This is a genomic window from Streptococcus sp. 'caviae', assembly GCF_001937065.1.
In the GTDB taxonomy this organism is placed as follows: Bacteria; Bacillota; Bacilli; order Lactobacillales; family Streptococcaceae; genus Streptococcus.
This window is the reverse complement of record NZ_MOWR01000005.1, coordinates 152,769-170,626: the sequence shown is the minus strand read 5'-3', so window position 1 is coordinate 170,626 and position 17,858 is coordinate 152,769. Positions and strand designations below refer to the sequence as shown.

Here is a 17,858-nt window from a genome sequence, read left to right as displayed (position 1 = left end):
CGCGACTCACGATTATGGTGTAGCAAGCTACGGTTTAATCGTGCGTTCCACTTGCATGTATTAGGCACGCCGCCAGCGTTCGTCCTGAGCCAGGATCAAACTCTCTTCATAGTTTGAGCTCTCACTCGTTCCTGTCCACTGACAGATTTATTGCTTTGACAGGTCGTATTCCTACAACCCGCACTTGGTTCGTCTTGTTCAGTTTTCAAAGGGCTGATAAGTGCTGTCTGAAACAGCAACTCTGATAGTATATCAAAGCTTTTACAAGTTTGTCAACACTTTTTTACAAAAAAATTTTAAAAGTTAAAAAAACAAAGGAAGGTTGCTCCTTCCTTTGTTCTGGCGTTTCCTCAATCTGTTAAGATTGACAGTGTTTCCAGCAGATTTTCTGCATTGACTTCAATCGTGTCACCGCTTGATTTGATTTTGACTTCAACAATTCCATCTGAGGCTTTCTTCCCAACAGTTACGCGGATCGGCAGGCCAATGAGGTCACTGTCGGAAAATTTGGACCCAATTCGCTCATTGCGATCGTCTGTTAAAACAGAATAATTAGCCTGCATTAGGCATTCTTCCACTTTTTGCGTCAGCTGCTGAGCAGCCTCATCTTTGATATTAACCGTAATCAAATGGACATCAAATGGCGCCAAGGATTTAGGAAAATTGATTCCCCAGGCAAAGCGGTAGCCCCCCTTAGGTGTTTTATTGACAAAAATGCGAGCGTGCTGCTCAATAACTGCTGACAAAATCCGGCTGACGCCGATACCGTAACTGCCCATAACTATAGGAATGGAACGGCCGTTTTCATCCAAAATAGTGGCTCCCATGCTGTCGGAGTAGCGTGTCCCCAGTTTGAAAATATGGCCAATTTCGATACCGCGGGCAAATTTAAGAACACCTTTGCCATCCGGCGACGTTTCTCCTTCACAGACTTCACGAATATCTGCATAGACCGCTTTAAAATCGCGTTCGGGATTAACCCCGGTCAAATGGTAGCCATCCTCATTGGCACCGACAACGGCATTTCCCAAATTTTGAACTTTGAGATCCGCAATAATTGTAACATTTTCCGGCAAGTTAACAGGTCCTAAAGAGCCAAATGAAGCACCGAAAATTTCTTTGGCCTCGTCTTCATTTGCTGCTTCTAAGAAATCAGCCCCAAGATAGTTTTTTAATTTGACATCATTAAGCTGATCATTTCCTGCCAGTAATGCAACAACTGGTTCACCATCTGCAATAAATAACAAGGTCTTAATCGCTTGCGATGAATCAATTCCTAAGAAAGCCGCTACTTCGTCAATCGTCTTACAATCCGGGGTTTCAACGCGCCGAACCTCTTCGTGGGAAACAACCTTTCCGCTTGGCTTATATTCGCTCGTGGCCATTTCAAGGTTAGCAGCATAATCAGATTCACTGGAATAAGCGATGGTGTCCTCACCTGATATAAGCCAGGATGAGAGTTCTTCCTTAATCTCTGATAAAACTTCTTCCGGAATTTCTTCTATGGAAGCGATGGACTTATCAAGAACCAGCCAATGCTCTAAATCTGTGCGGTCCGGTGTAATGGCCATAAATTCTTGGCTGTCCTTACCCCCCATAGCTCCGCCATCACCAATAATTGCCTTAAAGTCTAAACCAACTCTGGTAAAAATCGCTTCGTAGGCAGTCCGATAATCTTCATAGGCAGCATCAAGACTGTCATAGTTCGCATGAAAACTATAGCCATCCTTCATAATGAATTCACGAGTTCGAAGCAGCCCGTTTCGGGGACGCTTTTCATCACGGTATTTCGCCTGAATCTGATAAAGATTCAAAGGCAGCTGTTTGTACGATTTCACAGAATCTCTAATCAGGCTGGTAAAGGTCTCCTCGTGAGTCGGACCCAAAATAAAGTCTGACTGGTCACGGTTTTTTAATTTATAGAGGTCTTCTCCGTATGTTTCATAGCGGCCCGATTCACGCCACAGATCAGCTGTCAAAAGGGCAGGTGCCAGCATCTCAACCGCACCGATTTTATCAAACTCTTCACGCATGATTTCTTTGATTTTTTCAATCACTCGGTTGGCCAGCGGCAAATAAGAATAAATCCCTGCTGATACTTGGCGGACATAGCCTGCACGCACCATAAGCGCATGGCTGATAACCTGCGCATCACTTGGCATTTCGCGCAAGGTTGGGATTAACATGTTACTTTGTTTCATTAAAAATTCTTCTCCATCTAAATTAGTTTAGAAAAAGGCTCGCATAATATCATTCCACGTCACGGCGATCATCAATGCGACCATGACCAGAACACCGGCGAGTGTAATGTAAGTTTCTGTTTCCTGCCTAAGCGGCTTTTTGCGGATAGCTTCTATCAGATTGATTAGAATTTTTCCGCCGTCCAGAGCAGGAATAGGAATCAAATTGAAAATACCTAAGTTAATAGAGAGCATTGCCATTAGGTTGAGTACAGGCGCTAAGCCTCCTCTGGCGGCAGTATTGCTCATTTGATAAATAGCAACCGGCCCGCCCAGTTTGTTGAGACTGGGCTGCAGGATAAGATTCTTCAGCGCATTTAATATGGCAAAAGCACCTTCCCAAGACATCTTAAACGCACCGACTATCTTATCAGAAAAGCCGGTCTTCAAGCTCGGCATAACACCGATAACATAGCTGCCGTTGACTTTCCTTGGGCGAACCTGTAATACTTCAACGCCTGTTTTCGTTTTGACTTTAAAGGGAATCGTTTCGTTCTTGCCCAAATCAGCGGTTGATTCAGCCACTGCCTCGGTCAGATCTTCCCAATTGTCAACTTTATTTTTGCCGATTTGCAGAATTTGATCATTATCTTTGACACCCAGCTTTGCCACAGCACCATCAGGCACTACCCTCACATGGTTGCTGGAACCATCTTGGACGCCGCCTTGCACAAAGACAAGGATAATAAAGACAAGGATTCCCAGAATAAAATTATTCATCGGACCCGCAAAATTAGTAATCAAACGCCCCCAGATACTGGCATTTTGGTATTGAACATCAAGCGGCGCAATTCTGATTTCTGTTCCGTCTTCTTCAACAATCGTTGCGTCATGATCAACCTGATAGGTTTTTGTCTCATCCAGTACACGGCCGGTAATTTCCAGCCTGTCTTCTAAATCATAGGCAGTTACATTCATGGGCAGTGCCGTTTTGTCTAACTGTCTATTCGAAAGATTGATCCGAACCACAATTCCCTGATCATTAAGCGTTAAAGCAGCGGGTGTTCCCGTTTTAATTTCGGTCGTATCATCTCCCCAGCCTGCCATGCGAACATAGCCTCCCAAAGGCAGCATGCGAAGAGTGTAGGCCGTACCGTCTTTGCCCTGATGAGCAAAAATCTTCGGTCCCATACCGATCGCAAATTCTCGAACTAAAATGCCCGATTTTCTGGCAAAATAGAAATGCCCAAATTCATGGACAAGTACTATAATTCCAAAAATAATGATAAATGCAATTAATCCTGACATATTTTCACTGCCTCCCTTTTAGAACAATCCAAAGAAGTGCATAATAGGGAAAACAAAGATCATACTGTCAAAGCGGTCCAAAATACCGCCGTGCCCCGGTATCAGTTTGCCTGAGTCTTTAACACCGAAATGACGCTTTACAGAACTTTCTACTAAATCACCAAACTGAGCGAAAATACTAAAGAGCACAACCAAAAGGAGCATGACAAAGAAATTGTGAGGGGCATAGACAGCCTTATCAAAAAGCATGAACACAAAAGCAATGACAACTGCTGACAAAATGCCGCCCAAGCTGCCTTCAACCGTCTTATTGGGTGAAACAGCCGGCATCAGCTTGCGGTTGCCAAACTGCCGCCCAATCATATAAGCACCGATATCTGTTGCCCAGACGATGAAAAGAGCCAAAAAGACTTTGTCAAGACCAGTGGTGCGGGCATTGATAAGATTTTGAAAGCCGATTCCTACGTAAAGACTGGATGCAATGGGAAAAGCAGCATCGTCAAAAGAATAATGTCCGGTATTGAGAACAGTTCCTGCTAAAATCAGGAAAACTACCAGACTAAAAGTGCTGAAATTACCATCAATCGGCAAAAAAGTTAAGTAATTATCCAAAGGAACGGTCAGCACAAAAGCTGCCAGCATTGTCAGGATACCTTCAAATGAAAAAATTTCTAAGCCCTTCATTTTCAGCATTTCCGATACAGCAATCATAGCTAGAATACCGACAAAGAGCTGAAAAAAGATTCCCCCTAAGAACAGGAATGGCAGGAAAACAGCTAAGGCCGCTCCTCCGAAAATAACGCGTTTCTGCATATGATAAACTCCTTCTAAACGCCGCCAAACCGACGGTGACGATGATTGAATTCTTCAATAGCCAAAAGCAGGGCATCCCTGTCGAAATCCGGCCACAAAACGTCAGTGAAATAAAACTCACTGTAAGCAGACTGCCAAGGCAAAAAGTTACTGAGCCGCATCTCCCCGCTGGTTCTGATGATTAAATCAGGATCCCGATACAGATAAGGAAGGCTGTCAGTCATCAGATAAGCAGCAATAAGATCTTCGGTAATATCTCCGGGATTCAGACGGGCATCTAACACATCCTGAGCAATTAATTTTACAGCATTGGTGATTTCAGCACGGCCGCCATAATTAAGGGCAAAATTCAAAATCAAGCCCGAATTATGCTTGGTCAGCTCTCTGGCACGCTCCAAAGCATCCAAAGTAGGCTGAGGCAGCCCTTCTTTGTCTCCGATGACTACAATACGAACGTTATTTTTATGAAGTTCAGGAACGTACTTGTCAAAAAATTCTACCGGCAGATTCATGATGAACTTGACTTCGTCTTTAGGCCGGCTCCAGTTTTCCGTCGAAAAGGCATAAACCGTCAGCACCTTAACCCCTAAATCCGATGCAGCTATCGTCACTTCCTGCAGAGCATCCATCCCGGCCTTGTGCCCAAAAACACGCGGTTTCATCCGTTTTTTTGCCCAGCGCCCGTTGCCATCCATAATAATAGCAATATGATTGGGGATTTTGGCTAATTTTACGTCTTGTTTTTTTCTCTTAAATGCAAACATTACTTTTCCTTAAAAAATACTATTGTTTCTATTTTACCATAATTTAAGAATTGTGACTGTTCTTTCACCTAAAAAAGCCCCAATCTAGTATGATTGAGGGGCCAATATTATTCTTCAATAGCAGATTCGCCATCTGATGCTTTGTCTGAAGCGTCAACTGTATCTGAAGTTTCAATTGCTTCAGCTGATTCTTCCGGCAGCGAAGATGCACTGTCTCCCTTAGCCACCACGCGCTTGATCGCTGTCAATTCAAACGGAAGGAATACTCCGTCAACATCAAGGACGATTTTTTTGCTGTCATTATCCACTTCGTCAACAACAGCGTACATCCCGCCAATAGTCACTACTTCATCGCCCTTAGTGATAGCATTCAGCTGATTCTGGCGTTCCTGAGCCTGTTTCTTTTGAGAACGTTGCATCAAAAAAATAGCGCCAACAAGAACAGCAAACATAATAATTGTCGTATAAGGCATAGTTAATTCTCCTCATTATTTAAAGTCATCAAATACTATAACAAAATTAAGCCTTAAGAGCAAGCGGAAAGTCAGTAAAAAATCCCTGAGAGCAGGGATTGTAAGCGTTAAGCAATAAAATCACGGATAGCTTCTTCTGACAGTGATGAGTCACAGACAACCTTGATTTGACCATTTTGAGCGACCAAAAGCCCCGGAACAGTATTCACAGAATAAGCACTGCGCAGGTCCTGAATCGCTTTTAAATCATTTTGATCTTCACTGTTTAAAAAGGCAACTGCCAGATGATCAGCTTTAGCTACATTGTTCAATTTAGGGGCAAAGCGCCGGCAAAACGGGCAGGTCGAGCGGCCAATAAAAAGAATAAATTTTTTCCCGCTGTCGATTCTTTTTTGTGCTTCCTCAGCTGTCACACGCTCAAAATCCTTAACAGCTTCTGCAAAATTTAACATATCATTCCTCACTTTTTTTAATATTTTTATGATAGCCTTTTTGAAATCACTTATCAAGCATTTGAACTTAAAAAGAGCGGAACTCAGTCTTGATTTTGCAGCCCGTCCCCGCACGGCTGCTTAGAATCAAAAAACGGGACAGGCAATCATGTGCGCCCATCCCAGACCCTTATCTTATAAACCATCTACATTGTGATAAACCTTTTGAACATCGTCATCATCTTCAAGGACATCTATCAATTTTTCAAAGACGTCTAAGTCTTCTCCTTCCAAAGTAACTTCAGACTGCGGAATCATTTCAAGTTCTGTAATCTGAAATTCTTCGATTCCTGAAGCACGCAAGGCTTCAAGCGCCTTATGCAGATCAGTCGGCGCTGTATAGACAGTGATGCTGCCATCTTCTGCCTCGACATCTTCAACATCAACATCTGCTTCTAAAAGCTGTTCAAAAACAGTGTCTGCATCATCACCTTTAAAGACGATAACACCCTTGCGGTCAAACATATAAGCTACCGAACCAGAAGCTCCCATATTACCGCCGTTTTTACCGAAAGCAGCACGAACATTGGCTGCTGTACGATTAACATTTGAGGTAAGGGTGTCAACAATAATCATTGAACCGTTTGGACCAAAGCCTTCATAACGCCCCTCAACGAAAGTTTCATCGGTATTTCCCTTAGCTTTATCAATGGCTTTATCAATAACATGCTTTGGCACCTGCGCTTGCTTAGCACGCTCCAAAACAAATTTCAAGGCTGAATTTGACTCTGGATCAGGATCTCCCTGCTTAGCGGCTGCATAAATTTCAACGCCAAACTTAGCGTACACCTTTGAATTGGCGCCATCTTTAGCAGTTTTCTTTGCAACAATATTTGCCCATTTACGTCCCATTAAAAATTCTCCTTTGTATTTTTCAATCGTTAATTATTATAGCACAAGATAAGTCATTTGAGAATTCGCTTAAATTAATCTTCCCTCCAAATGATCCATTTCATGCTGGATAATTTGAGCAGGCAGCTCTTTAAAAGACAAACTCTGCTTTTGCCAATGGCTATCAAAAAAGTCAACAGTGATATGATGATAGCGCTTGGTCGGCCTGCTGCCAGTCAGCGACAGGCAGCTTTCTTCCGTCTGATAAGGCTGTGCTTTTGCTGTGATAACCGGGTTATACATGACAAGATTACTAAAGCCGACAGAAACAATGATAATCCGTTTGTTAACACCAATCATGTTGGCTGCCATGCCAAGGCAATTATCCCTGTTAGCTAATAGCGTATCCTGCAAGTCCTGACCGACAGACAAGTCAGATTTTGCCGCCGGCTCCGCCTTTTGCTGTAAAAAGAAGATGTCTTTAACGATAGGTCTAATCATAAGAATCCTTTTCTAGTTTTATAGCTAGTATAACAAATTTTGCAAGAAGGAAACACTCTTAGCTGAAAAAACGAACATAGAAATCAGATTCTGAGAAATATAGCATAAGAGGCCAAAGCTAGTGCTTTGGCCTCTAGAACAAGATTTACTGACAGTAAGCCGCAATCGCCTGAGCCACAAAAGCTGCTGTTCCCTGACCGCCTGCCTGATCAATAAACTGGCTAAATCGATTATCCGCAGCATACATTTGCCCTAAGCCTGCTAAAACATCATTGCTGCAAGGATAAAAATGATCACTGATATAAGCTTTCAGGATATCCACCTGCTGCTGCACCTTGCTATCATCAGCCGATAAGTCCTTCAATCGTCCGAATTCTGCCATAATAGCAGACATTTCTGAACTGATTTGAGCAAAATCTTGCTGATTTGTCCTAGTGTCAAATGCCTGAAAAGCCGCTGTATTTCCCCAACGTTCTTTGGCTTCTGCCTGAAAGGCTGTCAAATCTGTCTTGTCAAATGCTTGAAAATCCATGTAATTGTCTCCCTTCTGCTGCAAGGATTTGGCGTGCTTGATGACCTTCTCCAAATGCTTCTTTTTCAGCTCCAGAAGTTTGATCTGATCTCTTAAAGCAGCATCTCTGTCATAAGCAGCATTCCCTACAATCTTTTTAATATCTTTGAGAGGAAATTCCAGTTCCCGAAAAAGTAAGATTTCCTGCAGCTTTTCAAAAGCCTCATTGTCATAATAGCGATAGCCGTTATCAGCAACAAAACTAGGCGTCAGCAAATTTATTTCATCATAATAATGAAGGGTGCGCACACTGATACCTGAAAGCTGACTCATTTCCTTAACTGTTTTCATAGGTAAACTCCTCTCATAATTAGCAGTATAATCTATGACCCTGCGTTAGAGTCAAGGAAGAAATTAAATAATTATCAGTCATAAGATTATTTTTCGTCTTCCAAAAGGCACTGGATAATTGTCATAATCCAATGCCTTTTTATATCTCTTATTTTTTATCTTTAGGAACAATAAAGATGATTGACAGAATAGACAAGCAGCCAAGGCCGTTACCTCTGCTATATATTTATAATCCTTAACAGGTATAGTTTCCTTTCACTTTCAAAACTGTCGCAAGTTCATTATATCACAAAAGCCCCGTAGAACACGGAGCTTAATAATGATCTTTAAAAGATAAAAAGGCGACACTATCGTTATCAACCATATAGATAATACGATTCTCTGCATCGATTCGCCGTGACCAGGCACCTTGAAAGTCATATTTCAATGGCTCAGGTTTTCCAATTCCAGTAAAAGGGTTGCGCTGAATATCCTTAATAATCTTGTTAATACGTTTCAAGGTCTTACGATCCTGTCCCTGCCAGTAACAATAATCATTCCAAGCATCATCCGTAAAAGTTAATAACATCACTTACTCCTCAATCTGATGAACTTTAACAGCACCTGACTTGACCTGCGCCATGCCTCGTAAAACTTTATCCGACAGCTCTTGATTTTGTGCAATGCGCAAAGTCTCTTGAATACTGTCCCATTCACTTTTAGACAGGACTACAATGTCTTCATCAGGATTTTTATTGACAACCGTTAATGGTTCAAATTCATCATTAACCTTTTTCATATAATCCTTCAAATGATTCCGAAATGTTGAATACAGTACTGCTTCCATTACCATACCTCACTTAACCTTTTTTCCATAAGTATAACAAAAACAAAGAACTTGTCAAGATGTTGTACAAGTTCTTTGTCTTTATTTTTATTATTCGAAAAATCAATATTAAAATAACTTCTCTTCAAGCAATATTCTTGTAGCGTCTATATCATAACCATTATTTAAACAATCCAATTCAATAATTTTTTCAATTTTATTTGTATTTCCATTATATAAGTACATAGATTCAGTATCAATAAGTAACACTTTAAACAAATAGATATCTTTTGAATCAATAATCTTATTTTTCTTTTTATCTAATATACATTTGTCTAAAAAGGTATATGACTGTAATTGCCCTAACAGTTCTTTTTCTAAAGCAATGTTCAGCTTGATTTCAACAGGTAAGTACAAGCCCGCTATCTTAATGACATTATCAACAAATTTGACATTTTCACTAGATTTATAGCAGGCACATTCTTTATAAATGGTTTTAATGTCACTTAGTTCTTTTAGTAAATAGTCAACATAAAAAACTCTAAATTGATATTCTAAAAAGAATTGCCGTCTATACATGTTTCCCATCTCTAGCCAATTCTCTTGATTGATGTTTTTCATGGGAAATGGACTAGCTTCTACAGATAACAAAGTGCTTAACTCTTGATTTTTACGACAGATTAGATTTTTTAATTTAGAAAATTCCATACCCAACACAGGAGTAATACCCGATTGTCTAGAAATATGAATAAATTCTCTAAAATCATCTATTGTTATAGGATTTTTTAATACTTCAACATTATCAATTCCGCTATAAATATTTGAACCCCAATGAAAACTATTTATATAAGCAAAATCATCTCGAAATAATCTACCTCTTACCTGACCGAGAGCAAAAATACTAGCACCAAACTTGCTATAGTAGTACTCGCCTTTATCAAGTAGCAAAAATAATTTTGTAACTTCCTCTACACCAAATACATCAGCATCTTTTACTTCATTTAATTGTTTCCTTAATCGTCTAATAATGTTAATTGATGTTTTAGAATACATAAAAAATATTATATCTCCAACTTTTGACCACCTTGGCACTGTCCATTCAAATTCTTCGCCTGATAATATCAATTCAATGTTCAATTCATCAATTTGCAATAGCTCCTCTAAAGTTTTAGGAAATGATGAGTTTGCTATAAAGGCCTGTACTTGATTTACCATTATAGAATTCTACTTCTTTCTGATATTCACCGGCACCCGTCCCCAAGTTTGCTCCGCTATGTCTGCCTTTCCTAGTTGGTAGACTTGGTCGGCTTGCTGGGTCAATGCGTCCCATGGTGCTTGGCCAATTCGGGAGATGATGGGAACTTTGTTCTTGATCTTAGCCAGATGCCTGCGGCCAGCAGCCGTGAAGCCAAGAATGCGGACACCTTGCGGGAGCGCGGCCTCACGCGCATTGACTAGGATATAGGTCAGCACTCGGCGCACGCGCGCCTTGGTATAGCGTTTGGTGGCTACCGCTTCTATTAATTGGTCAATAGTTGCTGCCTGCCGGACGGCCTTTTGGATGCGGGCAGCTAATTCTTCATTGACCTGAAAGATTTGTGTCAAGTCTGGCTGAGTTGCAATCTGGTATTTCAGAAGCTGGAAATAGTCTGCCCAAGTCACTTGCGGGCTTGCTTGAAATAGGTCTGCATTGGGCATGCTCTTAGCCACAAAAGTCTTATCCTGTCTGTGTTGACGCAGACTGCTTGCAGAAGCGTAAACCGCCTCTTTTTCAGCAGAATGGTAGGCAGCTCCCTGCCTTAGGATAGGCTTGAGCCCTATATTCTTCTCAGCGCCGGCCTTTGCGTAGGCCAATCCTAAAATATGATTGGGAGTGTCGCCTGTGAACTGAACGCCTGCAAATTTCTCCCACATGAGTTGCGTTTTCTGGGGATAGCTGAGCTCCTCAGGCAGCGTCGAAAGGAAATCTGCCATCTGCTCCGCTTTTTCGCCATAAATCGCTGATAAACGCTGATAATCAAGGCTTTCCTCGCTTCCAAAAGCAAGAGTGTCAATGCCCAGCCGACTTAAAATGGCCACTGCTCCGCAGGCAAAATAATCAGCTGACTGAACAGCCACCAAAAAAGGGAGCTCAACCACAAGGTCAGCACCGTTTGCCAGCGCCATCTGCGCCCGCGTCCACTTATCAATGATAGCAGGTTCACCGCGCTGGACGAAATTGCCAGACATAGCGACGATTTTAAGACCATCAGTTTGAGTCAAAAGATACTTGTGTCCATTATGAAAGGGATTGAATTCGGCGATGATGCCTGTGATGATCATGGAAGGGTCCTTTCTGGTTTTATTTATCGCTCACTATTTTGAGCGATAAAATGAGCGATAACTTCTTCATATTTTAATTTTTTCTATTTGAGTTGTAATTACTTTTCAGTTTTCCACTTATTTACAAGTTCCATCGCCTCTTGCTCATTAGTACGCTCCATACCACCCTTATGATGATTCAACACGAACGAAGCCAATTTAATCTGTTCAATTTCAGTAAATTCATCTAATTTGTTCTTATCAAAACTCTGAATTGTATTATATATTTCATCTTGTGAAATATATTCAGAATAGCTTTTTACAAAGAAGCTCCAACCATTACCATTAGTACCATTCCATCTACCTGCCAGCCCACAAATAAATCTAAGTTTATTCACTGTATTTTTAAACAATTTTTCCAAATAAAACTTAGCTCCATCTTTATCCAAACACTGCCACAAATAGAAAACAATATTCATTTCATCTATATCCAAAAGTGACTCAGAATCTGCAATAGAACTGATTCTAACTACATAAATTTTCTCAAGTTCTTCTAGATTAGATAAACTAATTATTTGATCCTCTTCTTTTTCTGAATCTCCAACTAATCTTCCGTATGCAAGCTCTGTCCTGTTGATGATTCGAGCCATCACACCACAAGTAGATTTATCCATATTTTCTACTGCCGAGCGGATGAGTCCATATCTTTCTTTCTCCGTTTCAAGCCTATTCATAATATCATATACAAGATATTCAGCCTTATCCTTTGCCGATATTGAAAAGAGGTACTTTTGTTCTTCACCTTTGAATTCACCTTGTAAATTAAGCATGACTGAAGCCAATAAATCCAATCGAGTATATGGAATTTTATCAACTAATGATTTTAACTCTTCTATGAAGTAAGTAATATTTCCTTGTTTATTAATGCCTGTAATAGTTATTCTTAAAGTAGTTTCATCAAATTCATATATACAATTATTAATTATGTTTCTAGAAACTTTTATATCATCTAAATCAAACATAAAATACAATTCAAATCTTCCCTTATCTGCAACGCACATCCTACTTCTGACATCTGATATAGGCCGATATCCATACTGATGTTCATTAATAACATTTGCAAATACGGGAAATATAGTTGAAACGCAACTCAAGGCTAAATCAGGATTTATTTTCAGCCTTTCAAACTCGTTATAATATAATTTCCGATAATCCGAATTACTATTATTTGACAAAAATTCAGGCATAAATCCTCCACAAACAGACTCTTTATTGCTAGCAATCCACTTATATAATTCTGGCTCTAATACCTCAAGGGTCGTAATTGCTATCATGTCTTCAAAAGAAGTTTCCTGATATACCAAACTATATCTAAACTGAAATGTATTCACTACCCTATTCACATCTCTTAAAGTATGAATAAATGGTTCTATACAATTTCTGAAGACACTGCTCCAATAACTTTCATCCCACTCTACTTTATTAGGAAGATTATTAATAACCTGACCAAGTTTAGCGAAAAATATATCATGCAATTTTGATTTTCTTAATTCCGGCAACTCAAACGGCACTTGAATAATTTTCTCTAAATATTCACTCCCATCTATATTGTGTACTTCTGTTAAAGCACTACGAACTACATCTCTATCCATAGCTAATACATATATTACATTAGGAAAATCAGCTACTTGTTTTACTAATTGAAAAATATCTCTAATTTGTGAATTAGTTAGTCGATCTATATCATCAATTACTATAATAATTTTCTTATTAACATCAATCAATACTTTTTCAAGAATTTCTTTCGTTTTATCTAAATCGGTATCTTGTATCCATTTATTTCCTAACCTTTTCGCAAACATCTTTGCCACTATCGCGCCCGTACTGAGTACCGGAATAGTTGACAGCACATCAAAGGCATTTGAATAATCGTTTAATGCTTTTCCTATCTTCTTTTTAACTTCCTCATTATCTTGAATATCTATTTTATTTTTTAAACTCTGAAAAAATAAACTGATAAGATTATCCTTATCAGAATAATTCCACGGAGCAAATCTCATGATCAATGGCTTATTCTCATCTTTTTCAGAAAGATGAATAATCTCATTTTCTGCCATATTAATAACAGAAGTCTTTCCAGTTCCCCATTTCCCAAATAATCCTATTACTAAACCATCCTTTCCATTATACTCATAAATTGCTTTTCCTAATTGTTTTGAAAAGGAAGCTCTACCTAATAAATCATCTTCTGCTGTATGAATCGGTCTATCTGTACTATAATCCATATTTCTACTCCTGTTTTGCATATAAAATTGATCATAAGTCAAAAAATTTCTCTTATCTTTTTATATAGTTTTTTTCAAAATTAATAATTTAACCAAGTCAACCCATTATAATCTCTAAACATAAAATTCACTCTTACTTTTCTTACATTAACATAGTATCATTATACCACAAAAAGCCCTTGTTTTAGGGCTTTTCAGTTGTTTTATAAGACGCAACCATTTTGCTAGGTCTCATTTTCTGTATAGGATAGTATTGCCAAATAAGTATCCAATCTCTCATTCAGATAGCGCGCGAATAGATGTTCCATTGTCGATAGGTTTCCTTTCGCATGAAAATCATCAAATGCTTGGTAATGAGCTAATCTATCTGTAAATTTGATATCAATAGGGGGATAACCTGCTTTCATCAGCTATAAGTTAACTAGTAGCCTTCCTGTTCGACCATTCCCGTCAATGAACGAATGAATACTTTTAAATTGGATATGGAAACAAGCCATCTTGGTCACTATATTTTCTTGACTAATGGTATAATCTTTTAATAGTTGTTTCATCAAGAGGCGAATTATATAGAGTTGAGCAGGCTCGTTAGTGGCTCCCACGATACGAACGGGAACCTTTCAATAGCCCTCACTTCCATCCTTTTCTATTACTTTATTATACCATAGTCCGGAACAATAGATGTTTTAGCGGAACAACGTTTTACGGTTTACGGAACAATAAAAGGCTATCAAATAGCCACAGACTGTAGACAAATCTCCATTTGTCTACCTTGATCAGCAAAGAAGTCTGCAGACTACCATATAAATTTCACGAACGCAAACGAGTTTAAAGGATACTTCCGCCGTGATGAAAGTGTCAGAAATGGTGAATTTAAGCCAATTCTGACACTCGGAAACTTTGAAACCGTGGCTCAAAGTTTAGGCATGGAATTCCCTGGGAAGTCGCTGCCGTCCGACATCACCTAAGGAAGTATCAAACTTTTTCTTCAAGCTAAGGCTATCAAATAGCCAACTTTTGCCACTATTACCTTATACTGTTTCTTTAGTTAATGAGCCAAGTCCCCGTTATCAAATAAGTGATCAAATCTGAACACAAAACAAAAGTCGCTAGAAAAACCAGGCCCGTTACCATATTTCTAACAGGCTGTCGATGTTTTGCTACAAGCTTATTAAACCATTTTGTAAATGCTAGATGCTTGTTAGTCAAAATGGTGAGCGTCAGTAAAAAAAGAGGCAGCTGGCTTAAAAGAACCCAGATAAGATTGCTCATAAAAGCTAATATTAAATGCTGTCGTCCTGAAAGGGCTAAAACAGCAATGAAAGTTGGATCAATAAGAGCAGTCACAATCATAAAACCAATCATTCCCCAAAGCCCCTTTTTACCTCCCTTTGCTGCCTTATCTGGCGCAGTCTTTTCGATAGCTCGCAGTCTCTTTAGCCCTAAAATGACAAGGAAAGAGATGATAAAAATGTAAATGACAACCCACAGACTATCAGGCAGCTTAAAGAGACTGGATAATAGGTTCTCTATGACATAGCTCAATCTATTGCCAAAAATAGCAGATAAAACCGTTCCTAGAAGACTGGTTCCCAGAAAAACACCTAGCGCATAAATGAGTGCTTTCTTCTTATCAAATCCTTTAGCCAGGCCGCCAAGCAACAGTAAGATACCTACAGGATCAATACCGGCAAAGCCAAGTCCCACAATAATCAGTAAATGTGTCATATTCAACCTCAAAAAACGGAAATTATCTATATTATAGCAAAAAGCCCACTCTCTTGAGTGGGTCTAAAGTCGTATTTAAGGGCTTTCCTACTTCTCACACACAAAAAACCAGCGCTTGCTTGTTGCTGTTGGTTCCTTGTCTTCAAAGTCCGCATAAACCTTCACATTTTGGAAGCCTGCCTGCTCCAGCAAGATATCGTAGGTCAGCAGCTCATAGGTGCGCTCTTCGTGAACCTCGTCATAGCGCGTGAAACGCCCATCTTCGTCCTGAATGAAAAAGGTCAATTCATGGACAACAGAATGCGGCGCTTGGTCGGCATAGGTATCCCAAACCATAGCAAAATCTTCCGCATTTTCATGGTAGGAATAATCCGGAAAAATCTCGTCTGTCTGATAGGTCGAGTGAACATCAAAAATAAAAGTACCACCATCATTGAGATGAGCGTAAACCTGCTCGAAAACATCGCCTACAGCTGCCTCATCTTCCATATAACAAAGAGAATCCGAATAACAAGTCACCAAATCAAACTGACCCACATGGGACAAATCCAGCATATTACCCTGCACAAAGGGAATATCCAAGTGCGCTGCCTCAGCTCGTTTGCCTGCCAATTCCAGCATATCCGCACTCAGATCCAGCCCCGTCACATCAAAACCTGCCTTTTTGAAGAAAACAGACTGAATCCCTGTTCCGCAGGCCAGCTCCAAGAGCTTGGCCTTTTTCGCATCTTTTGGAAAATGGCGGAGCGAAAAGTCGGTCCAAAGATTATAGAGCGAGTCGTCCATGATGCTGTCATAGACGGCAGCGAATTTTTGGTAGTTTTTCATCTTTTTTCGGGTAAGGCTCGCTTTGCTTACCTTTTGTCCTTTCTCTTTTATCAAAACAGCAGCCAAAAGACTGCTGTTTTTTATTCGTCATTTTGCGGCAAAAAGTCCTTAATATCTAATATCGGTGCTTCATGCCAGAGTTTTTCGAGATTGTAGTGATACCGTTCTTCTTCTGAAAAGATATGCACAACGACATCATTGAGGTCAAGCAGCACCCAGCCGCCCTTAGAATCGCCTTCAATGTGGCTGGCATTGCCTCCAGCTTCAATTACCTTTTCACGAATATTATCGGCAATAGCCTCCAGCTGACGGCTGTTGGCTGCATGCATAATAACAAAGTAATCCGTCAGAGTGGTCAGCCCCTGCAAATCCATGACAACAATATCTTCCGCCCGCTTTTCATCTGCGGCTTTAACAATTAATTTCAGTAAGTCTTTTTCCTTCATTTAATCCTCTCTTAAATAGCCCACATAAGCATTGTAGGTCTCAATTGTTTGCGGGTAAATCGGCACGGCCTGATGCGCCAGATGCTCAACCGTATGAACGGTTTCAAAGGCCACTGCCTTGTCCAGCGATTGCTCCGCTATCTCACGCGCTTTATTGACTCCCGGGAAATCGCGATTGCATTCAATATAGTCTGCAACATAGACGATTTTATCCAGCATGGTCATCTCAGAACTGCCAACTGTATGGATTTCTATTGCCCGCAGAATCTCTTTATCCTTTAAACCTAAATCTTCTTGAATTTTGTAAATGCCCACGAGGCCATGCCAGACTTCGTTCCCCCAATTTTTGAGTTCAGGGTTTAAATGGTATTTATCCATCAACGCTAGGAAATCTTCGTCTGAAAGCTCCTTGGCGTAATCGTGCAAAAGCCCTGCAAACCCTGCTTTTTCAGGATCATAGCCATTAATCTCAGCCAAGTAGATACTTGCTTTTTCCACCCCCAGCATATGCTTCAGGCGTTTTTTAGAGACCTGCGCTTTGAGCTTTTCCAGCAGGTTTTCACGGGTCATGCCAACATAGGTTTCATAGGTCATTGATAAAGCCCCTCTTTCTCAATATAATCCAGAACCGGTTTAGGCAGCAAAAAATTAGGCTTCCGATTTTTCCGGATAAATTCTCTGAGCATACTGGATGAAATATCCATCAAGGGCACGTCCACCCAAATCACCGGATAAGATGTTCCAGCCTTGTACTTAGGCCGCTGAACACCGACAAACTGCACTAGCTGCATTAATTCATCAATCTTATGCCATTTGGGCAGATAATCCACCATATCAGCTCCGATAATGAAATAATAATCCACATCCGGATTTTTTTCTGTCAGCAATTTCATAGTGTCGTAGGTATAGCTGACTCCTTTTCGTTCAAGCTCTATAGTCTCAATATCCAGACCTTCAATGCCTTCAATCGCCAGCTGCAGCATCTTTAGACGGTGCTGCTCATCAATCGTTTCTTTCTTATCAACATGAGGCGGTATAAATTCAGGCATCAGCAGCACCTGGTCAAGTCCCAGCTGCTGTCTTACCTGATCAGCAACAACCAAATGAGCATTATGGACAGGATTAAAATTTCCTCCCAAAATACCAATTTGTTTTCGGTTACTATCTTTTTTTTCTTCTTCCAATTCCACCTTGGTAAAAGGTGTCAACAGTTCTAAAGCCATCTTGCCTCCACTATCAAAATTA

19 protein-coding genes, 1 rRNA gene and 1 pseudogene are annotated in these 17,858 nt (G+C 40.1%); all 21 read right to left on the bottom strand.

Annotation, left to right across the window (positions count from 1 at the left end; genetic code table 11):
- Window positions 1-111, bottom strand: a 16S ribosomal RNA gene (locus tag BMI76_RS06790); the annotation flags it as partial.
- A 239-nt stretch (window positions 112-350) separates the two neighbouring features.
- Window positions 351-2,201, bottom strand: coding sequence for a proline--tRNA ligase (locus tag BMI76_RS06785; RefSeq protein WP_075346823.1), 1,851 nt, complete (start codon window positions 2,199-2,201; stop codon window positions 351-353).
- A gap of 27 nt (window positions 2,202-2,228) precedes the next feature.
- Window positions 2,229-3,488 carry an RIP metalloprotease gene (locus BMI76_RS06780; protein WP_075346822.1) on the bottom strand — a complete coding sequence of 420 codons (1,260 nt, stop codon included), beginning with the start codon at window positions 3,486-3,488 and terminating at the stop codon, window positions 2,229-2,231.
- A gap of 18 nt (window positions 3,489-3,506) precedes the next feature.
- A complete protein-coding gene (locus BMI76_RS06775; RefSeq protein WP_027975407.1) occupies window positions 3,507-4,301 on the bottom strand; it encodes a phosphatidate cytidylyltransferase in 795 nt (264 codons plus the stop codon).
- 14 nt (window positions 4,302-4,315) lie between these two features.
- Entirely contained in the window at window positions 4,316-5,065 is a 750-nt protein-coding gene (locus BMI76_RS06770; protein ID WP_027975406.1) for an isoprenyl transferase, read from the bottom strand.
- A 107-nt stretch (window positions 5,066-5,172) separates the two neighbouring features.
- A complete protein-coding gene (gene yajC, locus BMI76_RS06765) occupies window positions 5,173-5,538 on the bottom strand; it encodes a preprotein translocase subunit YajC (protein WP_027975405.1) in 366 nt (121 codons plus the stop codon).
- Between the two features lie 107 nt (window positions 5,539-5,645).
- The gene (locus BMI76_RS06760) at window positions 5,646-5,990 is read right to left on the bottom strand and encodes a thioredoxin domain-containing protein (RefSeq protein WP_075346821.1); all 345 of its coding nucleotides are present in this window, start codon (window positions 5,988-5,990) and stop codon (window positions 5,646-5,648) included.
- Window positions 5,991-6,164: 174 nt separating this feature from the next.
- Window positions 6,165-6,881 carry a YebC/PmpR family DNA-binding transcriptional regulator gene (locus BMI76_RS06755; protein ID WP_075346820.1) on the bottom strand — a complete coding sequence of 239 codons (717 nt, stop codon included), beginning with the start codon at window positions 6,879-6,881 and terminating at the stop codon, window positions 6,165-6,167.
- A gap of 69 nt (window positions 6,882-6,950) precedes the next feature.
- On the bottom strand, window positions 6,951-7,361 hold the full coding sequence (locus BMI76_RS06750; RefSeq protein ID WP_075346819.1) for a peptide deformylase: 411 nt from the start codon (window positions 7,359-7,361) through the stop codon (window positions 6,951-6,953).
- A 145-nt stretch (window positions 7,362-7,506) separates the two neighbouring features.
- The gene (locus BMI76_RS06745; protein WP_075346818.1) at window positions 7,507-8,223 is read right to left on the bottom strand and encodes a MerR family transcriptional regulator; all 717 of its coding nucleotides are present in this window, start codon (window positions 8,221-8,223) and stop codon (window positions 7,507-7,509) included.
- 313 nt (window positions 8,224-8,536) lie between these two features.
- Window positions 8,537-8,791, bottom strand: a complete 255-nt coding sequence (locus tag BMI76_RS06740; RefSeq protein ID WP_003086504.1) for a Txe/YoeB family addiction module toxin — start codon at window positions 8,789-8,791, stop codon at window positions 8,537-8,539.
- Window positions 8,792-8,794: 3 nt separating this feature from the next.
- Window positions 8,795-9,049: a type II toxin-antitoxin system Phd/YefM family antitoxin gene (locus BMI76_RS06735; protein ID WP_003090931.1), complete on the bottom strand. Its 255-nt coding sequence runs from the start codon at window positions 9,047-9,049 to the stop codon at window positions 8,795-8,797.
- A 108-nt stretch (window positions 9,050-9,157) separates the two neighbouring features.
- Window positions 9,158-10,243 carry a hypothetical protein gene (locus BMI76_RS06730; protein ID WP_257615252.1) on the bottom strand — a complete coding sequence of 362 codons (1,086 nt, stop codon included), beginning with the start codon at window positions 10,241-10,243 and terminating at the stop codon, window positions 9,158-9,160.
- A gap of 9 nt (window positions 10,244-10,252) precedes the next feature.
- The gene (locus BMI76_RS06725) at window positions 10,253-11,350 is read right to left on the bottom strand and encodes a nucleotidyltransferase (RefSeq protein ID WP_075346817.1); all 1,098 of its coding nucleotides are present in this window, start codon (window positions 11,348-11,350) and stop codon (window positions 10,253-10,255) included.
- Between the two features lie 98 nt (window positions 11,351-11,448).
- Complete coding sequence (locus BMI76_RS06720; RefSeq protein ID WP_075346816.1) at window positions 11,449-13,614, bottom strand: P-loop NTPase fold protein; 2,166 nt, start codon at window positions 13,612-13,614, stop codon at window positions 11,449-11,451.
- 224 nt (window positions 13,615-13,838) lie between these two features.
- Window positions 13,839-14,231, bottom strand: a pseudogene (locus tag BMI76_RS06715) (Fic family protein); the annotation flags it as partial.
- Window positions 14,232-14,655: 424 nt separating this feature from the next.
- Window positions 14,656-15,339 carry a hypothetical protein gene (locus tag BMI76_RS06710; protein WP_075346815.1) on the bottom strand — a complete coding sequence of 228 codons (684 nt, stop codon included), beginning with the start codon at window positions 15,337-15,339 and terminating at the stop codon, window positions 14,656-14,658.
- An 87-nt stretch (window positions 15,340-15,426) separates the two neighbouring features.
- Entirely contained in the window at window positions 15,427-16,167 is a 741-nt protein-coding gene (locus tag BMI76_RS06705) for a class I SAM-dependent methyltransferase (RefSeq protein WP_075346828.1), read from the bottom strand.
- A gap of 80 nt (window positions 16,168-16,247) precedes the next feature.
- The gene (rsfS, locus tag BMI76_RS06700) at window positions 16,248-16,613 is read right to left on the bottom strand and encodes a ribosome silencing factor (RefSeq protein ID WP_075346814.1); all 366 of its coding nucleotides are present in this window, start codon (window positions 16,611-16,613) and stop codon (window positions 16,248-16,250) included.
- Window positions 16,614-17,207, bottom strand: a complete 594-nt coding sequence (gene yqeK, locus BMI76_RS06695) for a bis(5'-nucleosyl)-tetraphosphatase (symmetrical) YqeK (RefSeq protein ID WP_075346813.1) — start codon at window positions 17,205-17,207, stop codon at window positions 16,614-16,616.
- Window positions 17,204-17,836, bottom strand: coding sequence for a nicotinate-nucleotide adenylyltransferase (locus BMI76_RS06690; RefSeq protein ID WP_075346812.1), 633 nt, complete (start codon window positions 17,834-17,836; stop codon window positions 17,204-17,206). Before BMI76_RS06690 ends, yqeK begins: the two co-directional genes overlap by 4 nt.
- Between the last annotated feature and the right edge of the window lie 22 nt (window positions 17,837-17,858).